The sequence below is a fragment of the Dyadobacter frigoris genome, assembly GCF_005280585.1.
In the GTDB taxonomy this organism is placed as follows: Bacteria; Bacteroidota; Bacteroidia; order Cytophagales; family Spirosomataceae; genus Dyadobacter; species Dyadobacter frigoris.
In genome coordinates this window covers 573,987-592,356 of record NZ_SZVO01000002.1, presented here as the reverse complement: position 1 = coordinate 592,356, position 18,370 = coordinate 573,987, and the positions used below count along the sequence as shown (strand labels likewise).

At 38.5% G+C, this 18,370-nt stretch carries 12 protein-coding genes; 3 read left to right on the top strand and 9 right to left on the bottom strand.

Features of this window, described 5'->3' with window-relative positions:
• Positions 1-382 precede the first annotated feature (382 nt).
• Together porU2 (FDK13_RS06185) and porU2 (FDK13_RS06180) are read left to right on the top strand one after the other, a co-directional pair.
• On the top strand, positions 383-3,373 hold the full coding sequence (gene porU2 / locus FDK13_RS06185; protein WP_137339112.1) for a putative type IX secretion system sortase PorU2: 2,991 nt from the start codon (positions 383-385) through the stop codon (positions 3,371-3,373).
• 115 nt (positions 3,374-3,488) lie between these two features.
• Positions 3,489-6,809, top strand: coding sequence for a putative type IX secretion system sortase PorU2 (gene porU2 / locus FDK13_RS06180; RefSeq protein ID WP_170982725.1), 3,321 nt, complete (start codon positions 3,489-3,491; stop codon positions 6,807-6,809).
• Between the two features lie 4 nt (positions 6,810-6,813).
• On the opposite strand, the gene FDK13_RS06175 is transcribed toward porU2 (FDK13_RS06180), so the two are convergent.
• From FDK13_RS06175 to gcvT, 9 genes are all read right to left on the bottom strand, one after another.
• Positions 6,814-8,760, bottom strand: a complete 1,947-nt coding sequence (locus tag FDK13_RS06175; protein ID WP_137339110.1) for an asparagine synthase-related protein — start codon at positions 8,758-8,760, stop codon at positions 6,814-6,816.
• 69 nt (positions 8,761-8,829) lie between these two features.
• Positions 8,830-8,973 carry a lasso RiPP family leader peptide-containing protein gene (locus tag FDK13_RS06170; RefSeq protein WP_137339109.1) on the bottom strand — a complete coding sequence of 48 codons (144 nt, stop codon included), beginning with the start codon at positions 8,971-8,973 and terminating at the stop codon, positions 8,830-8,832.
• Between the two features lie 132 nt (positions 8,974-9,105).
• The gene (locus tag FDK13_RS06165; protein ID WP_229215920.1) at positions 9,106-9,840 is read right to left on the bottom strand and encodes a hypothetical protein; all 735 of its coding nucleotides are present in this window, start codon (positions 9,838-9,840) and stop codon (positions 9,106-9,108) included.
• Positions 9,841-9,873: 33 nt separating this feature from the next.
• Positions 9,874-10,620 carry a hypothetical protein gene (locus FDK13_RS06160; protein ID WP_137339108.1) on the bottom strand — a complete coding sequence of 249 codons (747 nt, stop codon included), beginning with the start codon at positions 10,618-10,620 and terminating at the stop codon, positions 9,874-9,876.
• Between the two features lie 64 nt (positions 10,621-10,684).
• Positions 10,685-11,323, bottom strand: a complete 639-nt coding sequence (locus tag FDK13_RS06155; RefSeq protein WP_137339107.1) for a uridine kinase family protein — start codon at positions 11,321-11,323, stop codon at positions 10,685-10,687.
• Between the two features lie 74 nt (positions 11,324-11,397).
• Positions 11,398-13,203, bottom strand: a complete 1,806-nt coding sequence (locus FDK13_RS06150) for a PorZ beta-propeller-like domain-containing protein (protein ID WP_137339106.1) — start codon at positions 13,201-13,203, stop codon at positions 11,398-11,400.
• 29 nt (positions 13,204-13,232) lie between these two features.
• Positions 13,233-15,110, bottom strand: coding sequence for a hypothetical protein (locus tag FDK13_RS06145; RefSeq protein WP_137339105.1), 1,878 nt, complete (start codon positions 15,108-15,110; stop codon positions 13,233-13,235).
• A 43-nt stretch (positions 15,111-15,153) separates the two neighbouring features.
• Positions 15,154-15,864 carry a 2-phosphosulfolactate phosphatase gene (locus tag FDK13_RS06140; protein ID WP_137339104.1) on the bottom strand — a complete coding sequence of 237 codons (711 nt, stop codon included), beginning with the start codon at positions 15,862-15,864 and terminating at the stop codon, positions 15,154-15,156.
• 91 nt (positions 15,865-15,955) lie between these two features.
• On the bottom strand, positions 15,956-17,038 hold the full coding sequence (gcvT, locus tag FDK13_RS06135) for a glycine cleavage system aminomethyltransferase GcvT (RefSeq protein WP_137339103.1): 1,083 nt from the start codon (positions 17,036-17,038) through the stop codon (positions 15,956-15,958).
• Between the two features lie 162 nt (positions 17,039-17,200).
• On the opposite strand from gcvT, the gene FDK13_RS06130 reads away from it, so the two are divergent.
• Positions 17,201-18,370 (top strand): FG-GAP repeat domain-containing protein, encoded by a 1,170-nt coding sequence (locus tag FDK13_RS06130; RefSeq protein WP_137339102.1) that lies wholly within the window; start codon positions 17,201-17,203, stop codon positions 18,368-18,370.

Below are 18,370 nucleotides of genomic sequence, written 5' to 3'. Positions count from 1 at the left end.
AATTACATCGTCCAGGGTCTTAAAATATTGCCTGAATTGGTTCGTTTAAATAACAGCTTATAAAGGCCAAATAACTTCGAAAATAGGTATGTGCTGTATCATCTCAAATTTTGGAAAGTAATAAATTCCCTCTCCGTTACTTTTTCCATGGCAACCGTCACAAGCCATACCCATCAAGGACTTACACTATGAATCAGAGGTGAGGGATTAATATTTTAATAATTTGTATGAATGTTTAAGTTGTTGTAATTTTATGAGGATTTTATTATGATTGTATATTTTGGGTAAGACTTCATAACATAGTCTATTAGTCAATTCAAAGTTTTCAATTTTCTAAAATTCAGGCAATAATAAATATCGTAACTATAATTTAATTAGCACTATGCACAAAAAATTTACTTTACAGGTGAGAGCGGTTACTATGGTATTCGCTTTTATTTTTTTAGTTGGCGCAAAAGTCCTGGCTCAGGATTTAACTCCTTGGACCAATGGTAATTATGGTCAGGAATGGATAGATTATTCTAAAAAATATGTTCGTATCGGTGTTCCGGCAAATGGGATTTACAGCCTGAAAGTTAATTTGTTGCCTTCTGATTTCCCGGTTAACGACCCTTCAAAATTTCAGCTTTGGCATAGAGGTCAGGAAGTAGCTATTATTAGTGCTGATGCTACTGAAATTGTTTTTTATGGTGAAAAAAATGACGGTGTATCGGATGGATTAACTTATCGTCCAGGTCCTGAGGCGAGAATGAATACGTTTGTTAGCATGTATTCTGATGAGGGATCTTATTTTTTGACCATTGCTCCTTCACCTTTAAGATTGAGTTCTGTAAGTGGTGTTTCATCGGGTACAATTTCTGCTGAACCTAATCATTTACAAACAGACAGTTACTTCTTTAGTAACCAGTTTAGCTATATTACAAATGGAGTAGGGTCTGTTTTCAATAATAGTTTTTTTGAAAGCTTCGAGGCTTATACTGGCAACACAACTTACGGAGCAAATGCAATTGCTTTCGGAGGAGTTTCGACACCAAAAAATCAGGACAATGCCCTGGCACTTAAAAATTGGGACACAAATTCCTCTACTAAACCATCCTTGGAGGTTTTGGTAAATGGATTGTATCAAGGAGCACATTCTATTCAGGTTTTGGTGGGCTTAACAAGTGCTGATGCAGATCTTAAAAATCTTGCTACCATTTCATTTTCAGGCCTTGGTAGTGAAAAAAGGACTGTTGCACTTAATTTGAACGAACATCTAGCTAGTAATGGAGCAGGTTTTTTCAGAGTTAATTCAAATACTTCGAGTCCTGATGACTGGTTTGGTTTAAGTTATTATTCAATTACATACCCTCAGTTGACAGATCTTGGTGGAGCAGCTTCGGTTTTGTTCAACTTTTTGCCGACATCAAGTGCGTCGAGACGTATTTCTATAAAAAATGCATCATCTAACACTGAGGTTTATGATCTTTCAAATCCATTGAATCCTGTTAAAATCATTAATGGAATTTTGAGTGATAATACGCTAACTGTGGATATAAATGGAGTAGCAAATAAAGCTTTTAAACTGTTTGTAATTGATGCTTCTCAAAAGAAGCAGATCGCATCAGCAAATATTTATCCAGTTAGTTTCTCCCCAGTTTTTGGAGCTACGGATGCCACACCGACAACTGTTAATGGCGCAGTAAACCCTTCTGCTTATGACTATTTGATTGTTACCAATGACAAGTTGCAAGACGTTGCAAAAACATATGCTTCTGATTATAGAAGTACTACAAATGGAGGGAGTTATAAAACACTGGTTGTTAATATTCGCAAGATATATGATGAATTTAATTATGGGGAGCCGAGTCCTCTTGCCATCCGTCGTTTTGTAAACTATATGCTAAAAGACGGAATTCGTACAAAGCATAATCTTTTATTAATTGGACACTCGGTTTCCTGGCCATCTCCTGGAAGGTTATTAAAGGAAATGAATGGTGAAGTGCCGACTTTTGGAGATCCGGGCTCTGATGTTTTGCTCGTTGCTGGACTAAAGGGAGCTAATATTGATGTTCCGGCTATTCCAGTAGGACGTATCAGTGCATTTCAGCCAGCAGAAGTTACCACCTACATGGGTAAAGTTGATCTTTATGAGCACGAAACTAGTGTGGCGTGGAGAAAGAAAGTACTTCATCTGGTTGGAGGAGACGAGGTTTCACAGGTTGAAGAATTTGAGAATATTTTTACTGACGTCAGTTCCTATGTTACTTCTTTGGATGCATCGAGGTCTATAAAAACATATAGTAACAATCCGCCTCCCGGAGTTTCTCCTCCTCCTGTTCAACTAGCACCAATCACTACCGATGTTGGAGATGGCGTTGGTATGATTTCTTATTACGGACACGGGAATCAAGTTGCCACTTTGTTAGATATGCAGTATATTTCGAAAGCGGTCAATCCATCCTATCCGGCTACAAAAAAGTATCCTTTTGTATATTTTAATGGATGCGGAGTTGGTAATATTTACTCTAGTCGCTTAACTCCTACTTTAGCAACGGACTGGTTGCTAACTCCAGACAAAGGTGCCATTGCCATTATTGCAAATTCATATAAAAGCTTTGTAACACCTACAAAAATATATCTTGATTATTTGTACAAGGAAATATTCCTAAAAACGGATACTAACCGCAGAACAATTGGGCAAATTTTAAAGGATGTAGCAAATATTACGATTACCGGGTCGGCGAATGGGAGAGTTACCGCAGCAAATGCTTACGATATCGCAAATATTCATCAAACTACTCTTTTTGGAGATCCTGCTCTTAGGGTTCTTAATACATCAGGAGCATTACCTGTCGAACTTATTAGTTTCACTGCAGGTCTTTATACCAACAATGAAATCAAACTTGATTGGAAAACCGCATCAGAAAAAAATAACAGCCATTATGTTGTAGAGCGCAGTTATAATGCCAAAGTATTTGAAGAGATAGGATATTTAGAAGGGAAAGGAGACTTTTCGTCAGAAACCTCCTATACTTTTATCGACAAGGCACCTAACGCAGGAACAAATTACTATCGTTTAAAACAAGTTGATAAGGGAGATGCTGAAACTGGAATTTCTGGGCAGGCAACTTATTCAAAAATTGTCTCAGTAAAACTCCCTGATACTGATGAAGTAATACTATATCCGAATCCGGCATCTACTTTCGTAAGTATAGCACTTAATGTTCCGACAGGTTTAGATTCATGGACATTGTTTGACATGAGCGGAAAAGTTCTTCAAAAGGGCACTTCTAAAAGTGTTTCTTTGGATAAGCTTTCTACGGGCAGCTATATAATTAAAATATATACTGTGAATGGAGATTCGTATCATAGAACTGTATTGAAAAAATAACTCCTTGTTGAAGCTGTTTGAAAAACTTGTTTGACCAATTGGTATGCTAAATTTTCTTAAGAACATTTGTTTATATTTCGTTTACAATACCCGTTTGCATTTACTCGTTGGGCTAATGTCCTTGACGACGGTTTGTTTCGCTCAGTGGAACGATAACTACGGCAATGAATGGATCGACTACAGTAAATCTTACGTTCGTATTGCTGTATCAAAGTCAGGTATTCAAAAAGTAGCATTGGCATCGCTTCCTGGTGACTTCCCGAAAAGTGATCCAACGAAACTTCAGTTGTGGCACCGTGGTAAAGAAGTCCCCTTAATGGGGGCTTCTTCTACTGAAATAATATTTTATGGAGAAAATAATGACGGCTCATCAGATTCATTGGTTTTTCGTCCATCCAGTGCTAGGTTAAATCCTTATATCAGTTTATACTCTAATGAGGGATCTTATTTTTTGACAACAAGCAACAGCCCCAAGCGAGTTGTTACAGTCGATGGAAGCATTCTTTCAGGCGTAGCGGAGCCCTTCCATATCCAAAAAGAAGTTATCACATTTTCAGATCAGTTTGCTTTTACGAGTTATGGTGTTGATAATCTTTTGAATAACAGTTATTATGAGTCTTCAAATTCCTGGACAGGGGCAACCTTGATGGGAGCCAATGATACTACAGGAATCCATTCTCTAGAAAAGACTTTTCAACTCAAAAATTTGTTTATATCACCATCCTTCAAACCTGTTTTAGAGGTGATGGTAAATGGTCTTAATTCAGGATCACATGATGTCAGGATATCAGTAGGGAAAAGCATTAACGATCAGGATCTTACAGAAATAGCGTCAATTCCTTTTGCAGGTTACGCGGGAAAAAAAGTCTCTGTTGAATTAAATTCAAATGCAATGCTATCAGCTGATGGTACAGGTGTGATGCGGGTTAAATCAGTCTCAAAAAGTTCTCTGGATTGGTTTGGTTTAACCTATTATGTGTTAACTTATCCACAACTGGTTGATATGAATGGAAATTTATCTTCGGTATTTAATTTTCCAGCCAGTTCTAATAATCTTAGTAGGATTAGTATAGCAAATGTGCCAACGAATTCTGAGATTTACAATATCACTGACGGATATAATCCCATACGTATAACCGGAAAGAGATCAGGATCAGCATTAGAAGTACTAGTTCCTAGGAAAAGTGGGCAGGCTCTTAAACTATTTGTAATATCTTCAGATCAAATTATTACAGTTTCATCTGTTGACATTCATAATGTTAAACTTAATCCTGTTTTTGCTTATCCAAGCTTTCAATCGGGTAGCGAGTTAACAAGGGCTGGAACCTATGATTATCTTATGGTAACAAATGATAACTTAGAATCTGCTTCAGTGCAATATTCCCAATACAGAAGCTCAACAAGAGGAGGAGATCACAAAACATTTCTTGTAAATATCAGGACAATTTATGACGAGTTTAATTTTGGGGAACCTAGTCCGATTGCTATCAGGCGTTTTGTCAATTATATGTTGAAAGATGGGATTCGACCAACTAAACATAATTTGTTACTTATGGGGCATTCGGTATCTTGGCCAACGAGAGTGGTTAAAGAAATGCAGGGTGAGGTGCCTACATTTGGGGATCCAGGATCGGATGTATTATTGGTTGAAGGATTACAAGGATCCCCCCGGGAGATTGCTGCTATTCCTGTTGGCCGTATCAATGCTTTTACGCCCGCAGAGGTCTTGACTTATCTCTCAAAAGTCGATGAATATGAGCATAATACCGAAAATGGGTGGAAGAAGAATATTCTTCATTTAACAGGGGGGCATTCCGCGGATGAAGTGGTTCAATTAAAGAATTTGTTAACTCCACTGGTTCCTCTGGTAGAAAATGGAGTGGTGGGGGGAGAAGTCCGTGCTTTCGTGAGACAAAATGGATCACCTGATGTTGAAAAGGTTAATATTACGCCGGATGTAAATAGTGGTGTAGGTATGATCACTTATTTTGGTCATGGTTCACAAACTATTACGGATTTGGATATGGGCTATGCTTCGGACGCAACACGAAATTATCAGAATACGGGAAAGTATCCTTTGATGTATTTTAACGGATGTGGGGTTGGTAATATTTTCGTGAGCAGGTTGACACATACATTGTCTTCGGATTGGATGTTGGCTCCCAATAAGGGAGCGATAGTGATAATAGCCAATTCTTACCGAAGTTATATTTCATCCTCCAAACGTCATTTAGATGCAATCTATGGTCAGATTTTTTCGGAGAATGAAAATAGAAGCATTGGTCAGATGCTCAACAAGGTTGCGGAGAAAATCATGAATTCTAATCCCGATTCTTACGACATTGCGAACGTGCACCAATCTTTGATCCAGGGCGACCCTGCATTGATTCTTGTCAGGGCAGCATATCCGGATTATAAAGTTGATCCAGATGAATCAATATTTTTATATTCTGAGTCACCGGACCAGAATATTGGGAAATCGTCAAAACTTAAGACAGGTGTAATTATTTCAAATAGCGGCCGCTATATTAAAGATCAAAAGATTATAATTCGATTGAAGTATTTTTTTACCGATGGATCTAGCGAAATTAAATTGGAAAATTTCACAGCCATGTCTTCTAAGGACACTTTGTTTCTTTCGTATGCCAAAAGCAAAATATTGAGCCGTATTGATGTAGTAATAGATCCTGACAAAGTCCTAACAGAGTCAGATAATAGTAACAACCATGCGCAGTTAGATGTGGATTGGGGTGTGGCACAGGAGCAAACTTTTTACCCTACCGAAAGGTTAAAGGATATAATTCCTCCTATACTACAGGTATCTTTCAACGGAAGGTTCATTATGAATGAAGAGGTTGTTTCGCCAAATCCCGTTATTATGCTAAGGTTGGAAGATGACCGGTTCATTTCCAATGATACAACATTAATGGATATTTATATCAAACCTTGTTTTGATGATAATTGTAGTTATAAAAAAATATCTTACTCTGGCGAGGTAAACCTCATCTCTATTTCTGATAAGGTTCTTGAACTTCAGTATTATTCGACGAGTTTGACTTCGGGGGATTTTCAATTGTTAATCAATGTCAGAGATGCTTCAGGCAATACTTCGGTTCAGCCCTATTCTATTCGCTTCAAGATCGCAGAAATTACCGATAGTAAGGTAAAGGTGATCAATAGCCCCAATCCTGCCACTTCTTATGTGAAATTTCAGTCTTCTTCTTTGAATCCCACCGTTTTGGCATCAATTCAATGCACTATTTATGATTTGAAAGGTACTATTTATGATAAAATAGAAATAATTCCCCAGGCAGTGACTGAATGGTTTTGGATCCCTAAATCTGCGGTATCAGGCCTGTATATATATAAGGTTTTATTTAATCACACAGACGGCTCAAAAGAAGAGGTAAATGGGAAGATTGCCTTGATGAGATAATTTTTTATTTCAAACTATAGAGCCAGACAGCTAGAAAAATGGTACGATTAACAAAAAACGTCATCAAATGTTGAGTGCCTGAGTGCTGCTCTTTTCTTTGGAGTATCCTAACTGCGAGAAAAAACTTTTTCTTATCTACATGATCCCAAACAGGGCTTGAATCTACTAAAAAGTCTCTACCCTGATCAAAGAGTCGAAGTGCTGAATCTTTCGCATAAGTATTGAAAATAGCCTTGTCTGCTCTTGTTCGTACGCTTTCTGGCAGTATACCTTCCATAGCCTTTCGAAGATGGGCACGCCCTATTCCATTTCCGAATTTAATTAGTTGGGGGACGGCCAAGCAGAGTTCATATAAGTTTGGATCGTAAAAGGGGTGTCTAATACTGAAATCATAGTGCCTGGCTAAGGCAAAATATTCCTCGTTGATTCGGATTGATTGTGTGAATAAAATTGAGTCGGTAAATTCGGCATTTTTATCGTCTATAAAGCGCGTGGTTTCCGAAATGCTCGGATTTCCTTCTCTAATCTCCTGATAAGTGTATTTTTGAATTGAGTTAGGAGACGAACTGATTTTTTTTTGTAATATGTATATTAGGGCTTCGATTCCTGCTCCGACTGATTTTGTTCGTTTAATGTTAAAAACGTTATCAGCTACTGCAATGAGTTTGATATATTGTTTAAAGGATAGATTTTTTAAACAATATATCAATCGCTTGTAGAAAAAATTTTGGTAAATAAGCTGCTCTTTGGTTATATCGGTTAAGCCATTCCAGTTTTGATCAAGAGAATAGAAATTATTATTTCTTGCAAGGTTTGACAATTCAATCTTTAAGCGTAGCCAATTTTCTGCTCGGAATAAGGAATTGAGGAAATCATTTCCTTTACCTACAACACTATCTCCATCATGTCCGGTGAGTAGGATATCGCAATTTGACTCCTTTGCATTTTGTATAAGTCCACCTTGGAAGGTGGGGCTAAGCGCCATTTGTTCAGGCTGTCCGTAAAGTTCGGTATGGCGTATTAAAGTATCAATGTCATTAAGAGATGGGATGATGATATGATGACTAGCATTTATTTTTTCGGCAACCTCCAACGAAAAGTGTTTTTCGTTGGCCATTGGTGAATGAGTCTCTGAATAAAAGACGTGAAATTCGGAGTCAGGTTTTATTAATCGGGCCACAGTGCTAACCGAAGAAGAATCAAGACCTCCGCTAAGTTGCGCACCTATAATATTTTTTCCATCAAGACATCTCTGAACGGATTTGCTAAATAAATGCTTAAATTCCTCTCCATACTCATTAAGAGAATTTATATGATCCCATTTTGTGGGATTGTAACGCATATAAATTTCATTTTTCAATTCGTTTGAAGTAAAAACTATTTTTTGTCCAGGAATGATGCTACTAATATGATTAAAAAAAGTATTGGCGCCATACGGTACTCCTTCTTTCGTTAAAGAAAGATAGTTCCAAATGGTTACTGAATTAACAGAAATTATTGATTTAATTTCTTGTATTTGTAAGAGTGACTTAATGTCTGCAGCGAATGCAGTAAATTGGTTGGGGACATGTATGTAAAACAGTGGAACGAGGCCAAACGCACTCCTAGCGATTTCCAGATGACCATTCTGCTCATTGTATAGTATTGCAGTTGAGATAGGAAAATTCTTGTCACAAATGAGATCATTAAAATGATCTATGTTTTCGATAGATGTGATACTTGGTTTTAAAACATTCCCATAATGTACATCCTTGTAATCTAGAGTATTTTGGAAGGGTTGTTTTCCATCTTTTGAATGAAAGAACAAAAAGGTATTTGAAGATTCTCGATCTAAAAAGCTCTTTTCTATAATAACATGACCTTTGCTATAAATAAGTCCAATTTGATTTGACTTAATAACAGGCCTATTTAAAGGAATTTGGTCAAATCTGAAAATGCCTCTGAAGCTCATGGTAAAAAAATACACTTAGCGTTAAGTTGACACTAAGTGTATTTCTGGTTCTTTTGATTAGAATCACTCTTAAGGAATGATTGTAACAAATCCGCTACCATCCGTACTTGTGCTACCTTTCAATTCTCTTGTCAATTTACTTACCTTCCCAATTTCATTCAAAACCGGCTTCTTATACGATTTTTTCGTCTGTGTAGAGTGCATTCTAGTCATTTGAGTGTTGTTTTAATGTGTTTACGATATATCCGATGTAAAATTAATTGGATTTTTTTAATTTCCAAATTTGAAAGTCAAAGAAATAAAACTGAAAAGGCATGGTAATCAAAAAACGCTTATAAAATAGACCTACATAGGCCCGTATTCGATAATTTTTCGTGTTTTTTTAGAGCCTGAATCAATGATTCCCTTTCCGATACAATCCGCCGTTGCCTGGCAGTATTCATAGGATGTTTGTTCATCATAAATAAGTCCAACGCCAATAGCAAAACGTTTCAAGCCAAGATCGTAGTCAATGACGGAGGTAGTATCGCTCCTCTCAACCAGGGTCAGTGACTTATCAAATGATAATGTGCCTAATTTAAAAGGCTGATTGATGTCTTGATAATGATAATCTTCCGCATCCAGGGTATTATACATATTTCCGTTCCAGGTGATTTTGGAATCTATTGGGAAAACAAGTGGGACCAGACTTTGGTTATCAATATTGAATATCAGCTTATCAGGAAATTGGTTTATACTATATTCTTTTGTTTTTACCCAATAATCAGATGCTGTGTTTCGCGATGAACGGGCTACAATGTAAGTTGAACTTCCATCTGAATTGACAGTTACGCTGCTAATTTCATCCTTTTCCTGATAAGCCTTAATAACGGGATTGGCTTGTCCGGACGAGTATACCGCTTCGTTTACATTGTAAATCATGTAATAACCTACGGTCAAAGGAAAATAATCGTAGGAATTGACTGGATCTGTAGAGCTGTCATTGCATGATTGAATTGCTGCTAATGGAATGAGATAGAGGAATAATTTAACTAAACTCCAACTCGATCTTCTGTTTCTGGTAAAATTATAACGGGTCATTAAATTTATAATTTGTGTGCTGGTAAGATGAGATTAATTTTTTGAGTATTCAACAAGTCTTTTAATTCTTCTCTTTCCGGAACTTATGACTTTATAGCCTGATAGTTCTCCGTTTATTTGCAAATAATCAAAGTCTGCTTGTTGATCCAGAATCAAACCTACTCCATTTGCATAATGTTTGGATGCAAAATTATATTTAGTAAGGCCGGATGTATCAACACGCTCCACAACTTTTAATGTCTTTTCAAAGTTAGATAATCCTGTATCGAAAGATTCACCAACGTTTTCATACTTGAAGTTGTATCCGTAACGGTTGTCGGTTGTATTCAAATTTAAATACATGTACCCATTCCAATTTAAGCTTTTATCGATGGGGAATATCATTGGGACAATTGATTCGTTATCGATATTTTGGATAATTTTGTCTGGATATTGATCAAGATTATATTGTTTCACCTTTTGCCAATAACTATTAGAATTATTTCTCCGGGAGGTTGAAATAAGATAAATCGGAATTCCCACAGAATTTGTACTTACAGAATTTATCTCATCTTTTTCTTGCCAATTACTTATAACCGGATCTTTTTGTCCGGCCGAATATACAACCTCTGTTATTTCATAAATAGAAAATTGTCCTATTTTCAAGGGATAATAATTATAAGGATTTATCGGCTCGGTTTTATCATTGTGACATGACTGTAATGTGTTGATTATTAATAATAAAACAATTGGGAGAATTTTTGTATTAATTGTTTTTAACCAATGTGAGTAAATTGTCATTTTCCATTATTAAGATAAACATACAGCAAAAAATGATTAATTCCGATGTACGGTAACTGGATGCTTACTCCCGCTCCTCCAGCTTCTTCCTCAAAAACCCAACCAATACATCCAGCCCGGTATCAAAACGCGTGTTGTTATTAATTATCATATCAGCTTCTGATCTTAGAGGCAAAATGTATTTGTCATATGTTGGCGCAACGTGATGTTCCCAGCGGTAAAGAACATCGTCAAGGTCATAACCCCGTTCGTTATTGTCACGAATAATTCGTCGCTTTATTTTAACGTGTTCTTTCGCGTCTACAAAAATTTTGAGATCGATAAGACGGGCGATATCTGGAAAATATAATACAAAAATACCTTCTACAATAATAATTGGCCGTGGCTCAAAAACAAGTATTTCAGGTTTGATCAACGGATTGTTGAAGGTATATTCTTTTTGATGCACTTCGCGGCCTGCACGTAGTACAGCAATATGTTCTGCAAAAAGATGGTGATCGATTGTTTCGGGAAGGTCAAAATTTTCGACACCGTTTTCATCACGTGGTATTTCATGAATCGGGCGGTAATAGTTGTCCTGTGAAATCCGGCAGACGTCTTCCGGCTTGAAGGAATCGATCAGACATTTCATGAAAAAAGTTTTGCCAGATGCGCTTCCGCCTGTTATACCAATAATGAAAGGTGGTTTTTCGTGGGGTGTCATTTTTTTGTTTTTGATATCTTATCAGTTACAAAGGTATATTTCTGATTTAGATATTTGTTTATGATTAGGTTGTTCTAATTAATAACTGCCAGTTTCCCAGCCATTTTTTCGCTTCTGTCTGAAGACACAATGATAATCAAATAAATTCCTCCCCGGACTCTTTTTCCAGTATAATCATTTAAATCCCAGGATGCTGTGCCGCCCTGTGAGCGGGTTTCATAAACGAGCCGACCGGAAAGATCTGTAAATTTAACCGTTGAATTGTCCATAAGACCTTTAACGCCGAGGACACCATCGAAATTTGGTCTGACAGGATTTGGGAAAACGGTAATTGTCGATAAATTTTCATTGGGCGTACTTGCATCGCTTCGGTAAGAAACCATTCCGTTTGGCGTATCAACGAAGAGTAATCCTGTTGCTCCTTCAAAATTTAAGGCAGATATCTTGCTTGAAGGTAATGGACTATCTGACGCTGTAAATTGTTTTATAAGTTCGGTTCCATCCGCTGTGAATTGAAACAATCCGTTATCAGTCCCGATCCATTTCCGGTTGCCCGGCTCCACTGAAATGGCATTAGATCTTTCACTGGAAAACAGTTTTCGTTGTCCGTAAACGGGCAATATTGCGTTAACAGCTGATCCGGATAAAATATCATCCGGAATAAAATATCCGACTCCACGCTCACTGGCAAACCAGATATAACCGTCGGTGTCAATGGTCAAACTATGAACTAAGGAAGATGGCAATCCGCCGTTTCCAATGGATGTGGAAAGGATTCGCTGTTTATTGGTTTGAATATTTTTTATAGAAATTCCACCGCCAAGATAATCCGGTAATCTCGACCAGGCCAATCCGTTTAAATCGATAATGGTAGAATCCGTTCGTGGAGATATTGTGGTGTCTGCATCCGCGGGACTATAAGAACGAAATGCTCCGTCTTTATTACTTAATAATCCTTGCTTTGAATCTGCGCTCCAAAAATAGGAATTGACGCGCAAAGATTCCTGAAGAGCATTGAAAATCGGATTTTGATACACGTCAGTTTTATTTTGATTTAAAACCAGGATGCGGTCCGAAAGCGTTACCAGATTGTTTTTGTCAGAGAATGAATAAGTTTGACTGGTGGATTCGTAGATCAATTCCCATGGAGCATTGTTCCTTTTATAAACTCCATGTCCTGAAAATCCGGCATTTATATTTCCATTTTGATAAGATACTGAAATGGCTTTATAAGGCGTTGGGACGATTTTCCAGTTCGCAAAATATTGTTTGTTGACTGTCGAACTTAACGATGTGGACAGGAGTCCCTGAGATGTAGCTGCAAATAAAGAATCACTACTAAAAGTGATATCAGTTACGGAAACTTCCAGACCGCCTGGCCCGATGTAACGATAGGTTTCTTCAATTTTACGAAGTTTTGGATCAAGTACAATAATTCCGAAATTGGTACTTAAATATACTTTATTATTCTGAAAGGAAATTTTGGAGATTTGTTTATTTGCGGGTAAATCAGAAGCGTCCGCCAGGAAAGGCCAGTTAATGATTTGATCAGGTTCTAAATTCTTGTTGAGATATAACAGATCAAGATTACCGCTTCGATAGGCAAGAATGATAAGATTTTCGGTGGAATCATAAGCCATACTGCTTATGCCCACTTCACTCAAACCATTCGCTTTTGAGTAATTTGAAATCTCGTCATTGGCTGGATCTATACGGAAAAGTCCATTGTAGGAAGAACAAAAAATTTTGTTCCGGACTTTCAGAATATGTTTTGCCGAGCGGTAACTAAAATGCGATTCCCAAGTCCCTAATGGAACATTTTGCGCATGAACTGCACTGGTTAACATCCCCCAAAGTAAAAGCAGTGTAAAGTTGCGCATCGTTTCGCTTTTACTTCGGGGTTGAAAAATTATTTATCAACAGTTACGATTGCCGATCCTGTACCAATCCCTGTACCACAGCCACTTTTCAATGAACTGATGGTATATTCTGTCGTTGCTGCCGGTGTTACCGTTATTAAATATGGATTCAGGAATGTTCCGTTGACAGCAGTGCCGTCGGATAATGTAAATGACCACGGCGGTAATCCGTTTTTGAATTTCAACTGAATCCGGGTTGATCGTCCGGAAGCAATAAATGCCTTACCTGTTACTTCTCCAATGGCTTTGTTATTTGGAATTACTTTGATTTCTTCCACTTTGCTTGATACGGCCGGAGAAGAAGAAATAATTCTAATTTTTTGAGCACGGATTGTATCTCCCTGAGAAACCGCAGGCGTTACTTTTGCTGTAAAAGTGGTTGCGGTTACCGTGGTTGGTAAATCAACAAATCTCCCGTTTTTATCCGTGACCTGTACCACAAAACGGTTGGTTGCAGAATAACGTCCGACGGTTTTATATGGAATTTCAATGCTGCTACCTAAACAAACGATAGACTGCGGCAGTTTTTCCATTGTGATACTCGCCGGAGGCGTTGTAACGGAAATTTTTGCACGGCCAGAGAATTTCCCAACGCCGCAAAGTCCACCGGCAGAGGTGATCTGGAAATTTGTATCGTAATAAGGTTTCACCGTGATTTTATGCGGAGAATCCATAATGTTGTTTTCGTATGTTCCATCCGATAAAAGGACAAACCATGGTCCGCCTCCATCAAAACGTACCGACAAATCACCCGAACCGTTTTCCGGTAAATGCAGAGAATCTCTTTGTAAAGTAGCAACCGTTGGTGCCACAATCGTAATATTGGCAATTTGACTTACCAGATATGGCGCGGAAGAAGTTACACGAAGACGATAATCTCCCGGTTTATAAGTTGACGGAATCTGCGTAGCGATATAACCCGTTGTATCCGGCGTTGATATGGTTTTAAAATTGCCTGAATGATCGGCAATCTGTACGACAAATTTATTTCCTGATTTGAATTTACCTGTTGCGCTAAACGGGACCTGAAAGGGAATGCTGGTACAAACCCGCACCAGTTTATCAACTTCTTTCAATTCAAGTTTTGGTTCCGGATTATCATCTACGTTAATAATCGGTTCCCCTGAACTCACTCCGCTTCCGCAAGCATTGGACACGCCAATAATCCGGTATGCTTTAACATGTGATGGCTTTACAGTCATGTAATAGGGATTGGACATCGTTTGCACCGTGGTACTATCAGAAAGCCTGAACGACCATGGTGCGCTTCCCTGCAAATTCACACGCAGCTGCGCATCTTTTCCGGGCATGATCCGGATCGCCTGGGTTCCGTCGATCACTTCAATTCTTGCTGTCGGCGTTTGCAGCAAACGAATAGGCACCTCCTGACTTTTAATAACGGGAATGGTACTTAAAATCTGCAATTTGTAAACTTCTCCTCCAATTTTATAGGAAGGAATTACAGCGCGCAAAGGACCTTTTTTGGATGGTAAGGAAATAGGAATTGATTTTCCGGTTGGATCAATAATGTGTACAATAAAGTTATTGTCTTCATCAAAAGGACCTTCGGTTACGAAAGGAAGTGTTATTGTCGTTCCCGGACAAACTTGCATGTACGACAAATCGTCCGCGATAATTTTGTAGGAATAAACGGTATCACCGGCGGCTTTGGCTGCTTTTATTACTTGTTCTTCCGCTTCTTTTTCCGACAATGTATCAGCAACTACCGGCTTTAATTTTTTACCTTTTTTTTCTACCGGATTTGTCAACGTGGTATCCGACTGTGGTTCCGAAGGGATTTCCTGAGCATGAACCCATGTTATGCTTAACAGCAATCCAAGAAAAGAAATGATGAAGAATTTTGACATGTATAATTGTTGAAACTTATTTATTACAAAAATATTGAACCGGCTAGTTCATTGCAACCAGCGTTGTTCCTCTCAATACCGGAACTACATCATAAAGATCTGTCTGTAAGCAATATGCGATATCTTTATGAATACCCAAACGCTGCAATCTCCTTACGTGCGAAGAGTTGGAAACCGATGCAAGCAAGTTTTCCCGGCTTTGGTTATAAAGTCTTTGTGCCATCAACGTACCGTCTTCTCTTAGCATAAACTGATCTTTTAAAGCCTCGGCCAAAGCACCTGCAAACAAAGTATCTTCCAGATTCGGTCTTCCTTTCCAGCCTGCACAAAGTACGAGCACGTCGTATTGTTCAGACTTCAAATGATTCGCCAGTGCGCCAAGATTTAAGAAAGCACCAACCATTACTTTTACGGCAGATGCTCTTGCTTTTGCAATGGATAACGTTCCGTTGGTCGTTGTCATTGCAATTTCAGATCCAATTAATCGCTCGTTCATGTAACTGAACGGAGAATTATCCAGATCAAATCCTTCTACTTTATGCGCATCACGTTCTGCGGCGGCAATAAATCCTCTGTCTTGTAAAAGTTTACATTCTTCAATGGTTGCCACAGGTGTTATACTTTTCACGCCATAAGCAAGGCCGGTAACCATGCAGGAAGTGGCACGGAAAATATCGGCTACGACTACGATTGAATTGTCAAGTTTATGTAAATGCAGTAAATCAGGAGTAAGGCAAACATCAAGGTGTTTCATACAAATCGACTAAACAGAATTTTTGGTATTAAGATTTTGAGACAAAAATAGATTCCCGAATTGACTTTTCAATTCGGGAAAAGATAGCATGTCAGCCTTTTACAAAAGGTAATTTGACAACTTTTGCTTTCAAAAGGCGGTCTCTCACCTTAACGAAAATCTCTGTTTCCGGTTTGCTGTATGCAGTTGGGACATAACCTAAACCAATTCCTTTTTGTAAAGTTGGAGATTGTGTTCCGGATGTTACGTCACCCAGTTTATTTCCTTCGGCATCGCAAAGTTCGTAATGGCCGCGCGGAATTCCACGGTCGATCATTTCAAAGCCAACCAGTTTATTTTTCAAACCAGCTTCTTTCTGACTTTTTAAACCGTCGGAATTGATAAAATCTTTTGTGAATTTGGTGACCCAGCCAAGGCCGGCTTCTAATGGAGAAGTTTTATCGTCAATATCATTTCCGTATAAACAAAAGCCTTTTTCAAGGCGCAAAGTATCACGTGCGCCAAGTCCGACGGGTTGTATATTGAATTCTTTACCAGCTTCGAAAATGGCATCCCACATCTTATGGGCATCTTCATTTTTGATATAAATCTCAAAACCGCCTGCGCCTGTATAGCCTGTTGCCGAAATAATGACATCTTCAATTTCTGCCATTTTGCCAACCTGGAATGTGTAGTAATCCATTACAGATAAATCAACACTTGTCAATTTTTGTAATGTTGCCGTAGCATTTGGTCCCTGGACGGCTAAAAGACATAATTCATCAGAAAGGTTCTTCATTTCAACACCTTCCGTATTATGGCTCTGAATCCAGTTCCAGTCTTTTTCTATGTTGGAAGCATTTACAACCAACATATATTCTTCTGCATTGTAACGGTAAACAAGTAAATCATCAACCACACCGCCATCTGCATTTGGCAAATAGCTGTATTGTACTTTTCCATCAAACAGCGCCGAGGCATCGTTGGACGTTACTTTTTGTATCAAATCCAGTGCTCCCGGACCTTTAACACTAAATTCCCCCATGTGTGAAACATCGAAAACACCTACGTTATTGCGAACCGTATGATGCTCTTCCATATCAGAAGAATAGCGCACTGGCATCTCAAAACCTGCAAAGGGTACTATTTTGGCACCTAACTGAACGTGGACCTGGTGTAGGGGAACGGTTTTCATAAAATGGTTTTTGGTTCTCTGTAAACTACAAAAGTATGAAAAGCAGACCAAAGCGACGCAAAAATGTATGTTTTGAAATGCAACGGGTAATATTTTTGAAGTATATTGTGAAAAAGTAGGCTTTATGGCCTGTCCCAGGCATTGAAATTGAAAAAATAATCTATGAAAAAACAAATATTATCCTTCGTTATCATTTTACTTTTCCATTTTAAATCCAACAGTCAGACGGCTACATTTAAAGGAGAAGCAATTGACGATGAAATCAGCATTGGTTATGGGGTGACGACTGGGGATGTGGATGGTGATGGAAAACCAGATATTTTGCTGGCGGATAAAAAAGAAATTGTCTGGTATAAAAATCCGGGAGAAAAATCTGCGAAATGGATACGTTTTGTCATTGCAAAAGATTTGACGGAACAGGATAATGTATGTATTGCCGCACGGGATATCGATGGAGATGGAAAAGTAGAAATCGCAGTAGGTGCGCAATGGAATCCCTCTGAAACAAAAAGTACCAAACAATCGGGAGCTGTATTTTACTTATCTCCAACAGAAGATAGAACCCAACTTTGGGAACCCGTGCGTTTACATCACGAGGTTACAATCCACAGAATGCAATGGGTGAAAAGAGAAGATAATACTTTTCAGCTGATCGTTTTGCCGCTGCATGGAGAAGGAAATGTGAATGGAGTAGGAGCGGGCGTGAATATGATTGCCTTCGATGTGCCTGAAAATCGTAAAGGTTTGTGGGGTTATAATCTGATTGAAACAAACATGCATATGACGCATAATTTTCAGCCGATGGAAGTTCCTGGACGATTTGTAGGTTTGGCCGTAGCAAGTAAAGAAGGTGTGCAGGTATTTTTAAATGGCGTGGATGGATGGGCGCCTTCGGGAAACTGGATGGTTCCGGGCCAGGGAGTAGGAGAGATCAGAATGGGAAGTTTGGGTAAAAATCAGCTTTTTTCAGCAACGGTTGAGCCTATGCATGGAAATTCCCTGGTAGTGTATTCAAAAGATAACAGAACCGTTTTGACTGATAAAATGAAAGAAGGACACGCATTAGCCTGTGCAGATTTCTTCGGGCAAGGCCGCGATCAGATCGTTGTCGGCTGGCGAAATCCAAATGTTGCCGATCAAATGGGGGTAAGAATGTTTGTGGGAATGGATGCCGAAGGAAAAAAATGGCAGGAATATTCGCTGGATGATAAAATAAAAATAGCTTGTGAAGATTTAACAACAGGAGATCTTGATGGAGACGGAGATCTGGATGTTGTCGCTTCCGGGCGTTCGACGCATAATGTTGTGATTTATTGGAATCAGCGGAAATAA

Bases quoted from the DNA above. Each gene is read 5' to 3' on its own strand.
- FDK13_RS06170 (WP_137339109.1), bottom strand. From the start codon at position 8,973: ATGACTAGAATGCACTCTACACAGACGAAAAAATCGTATAAGAAGCCG.
- porU2 (WP_170982725.1), top strand. From the start codon at position 3,489: ATGTCCTTGACGACGGTTTGTTTCGCTCAGTGGAACGATAACTACGGC.
- FDK13_RS06130 (WP_137339102.1), top strand. From the start codon at position 17,201: ATGAAAAAACAAATATTATCCTTCGTTATCATTTTACTTTTCCATTTT.
- FDK13_RS06140 (WP_137339104.1), bottom strand. From the start codon at position 15,864: ATGAAACACCTTGATGTTTGCCTTACTCCTGATTTACTGCATTTACAT.
- FDK13_RS06160 (WP_137339108.1), bottom strand. From the start codon at position 10,620: ATGACAATTTACTCACATTGGTTAAAAACAATTAATACAAAAATTCTC.
- gcvT (WP_137339103.1), bottom strand. From the start codon at position 17,038: ATGAAAACCGTTCCCCTACACCAGGTCCACGTTCAGTTAGGTGCCAAA.
- porU2 (WP_137339112.1), top strand. From the start codon at position 383: ATGCACAAAAAATTTACTTTACAGGTGAGAGCGGTTACTATGGTATTC.
- FDK13_RS06150 (WP_137339106.1), bottom strand. From the start codon at position 13,203: ATGCGCAACTTTACACTGCTTTTACTTTGGGGGATGTTAACCAGTGCA.
- FDK13_RS06165 (WP_229215920.1), bottom strand. From the start codon at position 9,840: ATGACCCGTTATAATTTTACCAGAAACAGAAGATCGAGTTGGAGTTTA.
- FDK13_RS06175 (WP_137339110.1), bottom strand. From the start codon at position 8,760: ATGAGCTTCAGAGGCATTTTCAGATTTGACCAAATTCCTTTAAATAGG.
- FDK13_RS06145 (WP_137339105.1), bottom strand. From the start codon at position 15,110: ATGTCAAAATTCTTCATCATTTCTTTTCTTGGATTGCTGTTAAGCATA.
- FDK13_RS06155 (WP_137339107.1), bottom strand. From the start codon at position 11,323: ATGACACCCCACGAAAAACCACCTTTCATTATTGGTATAACAGGCGGA.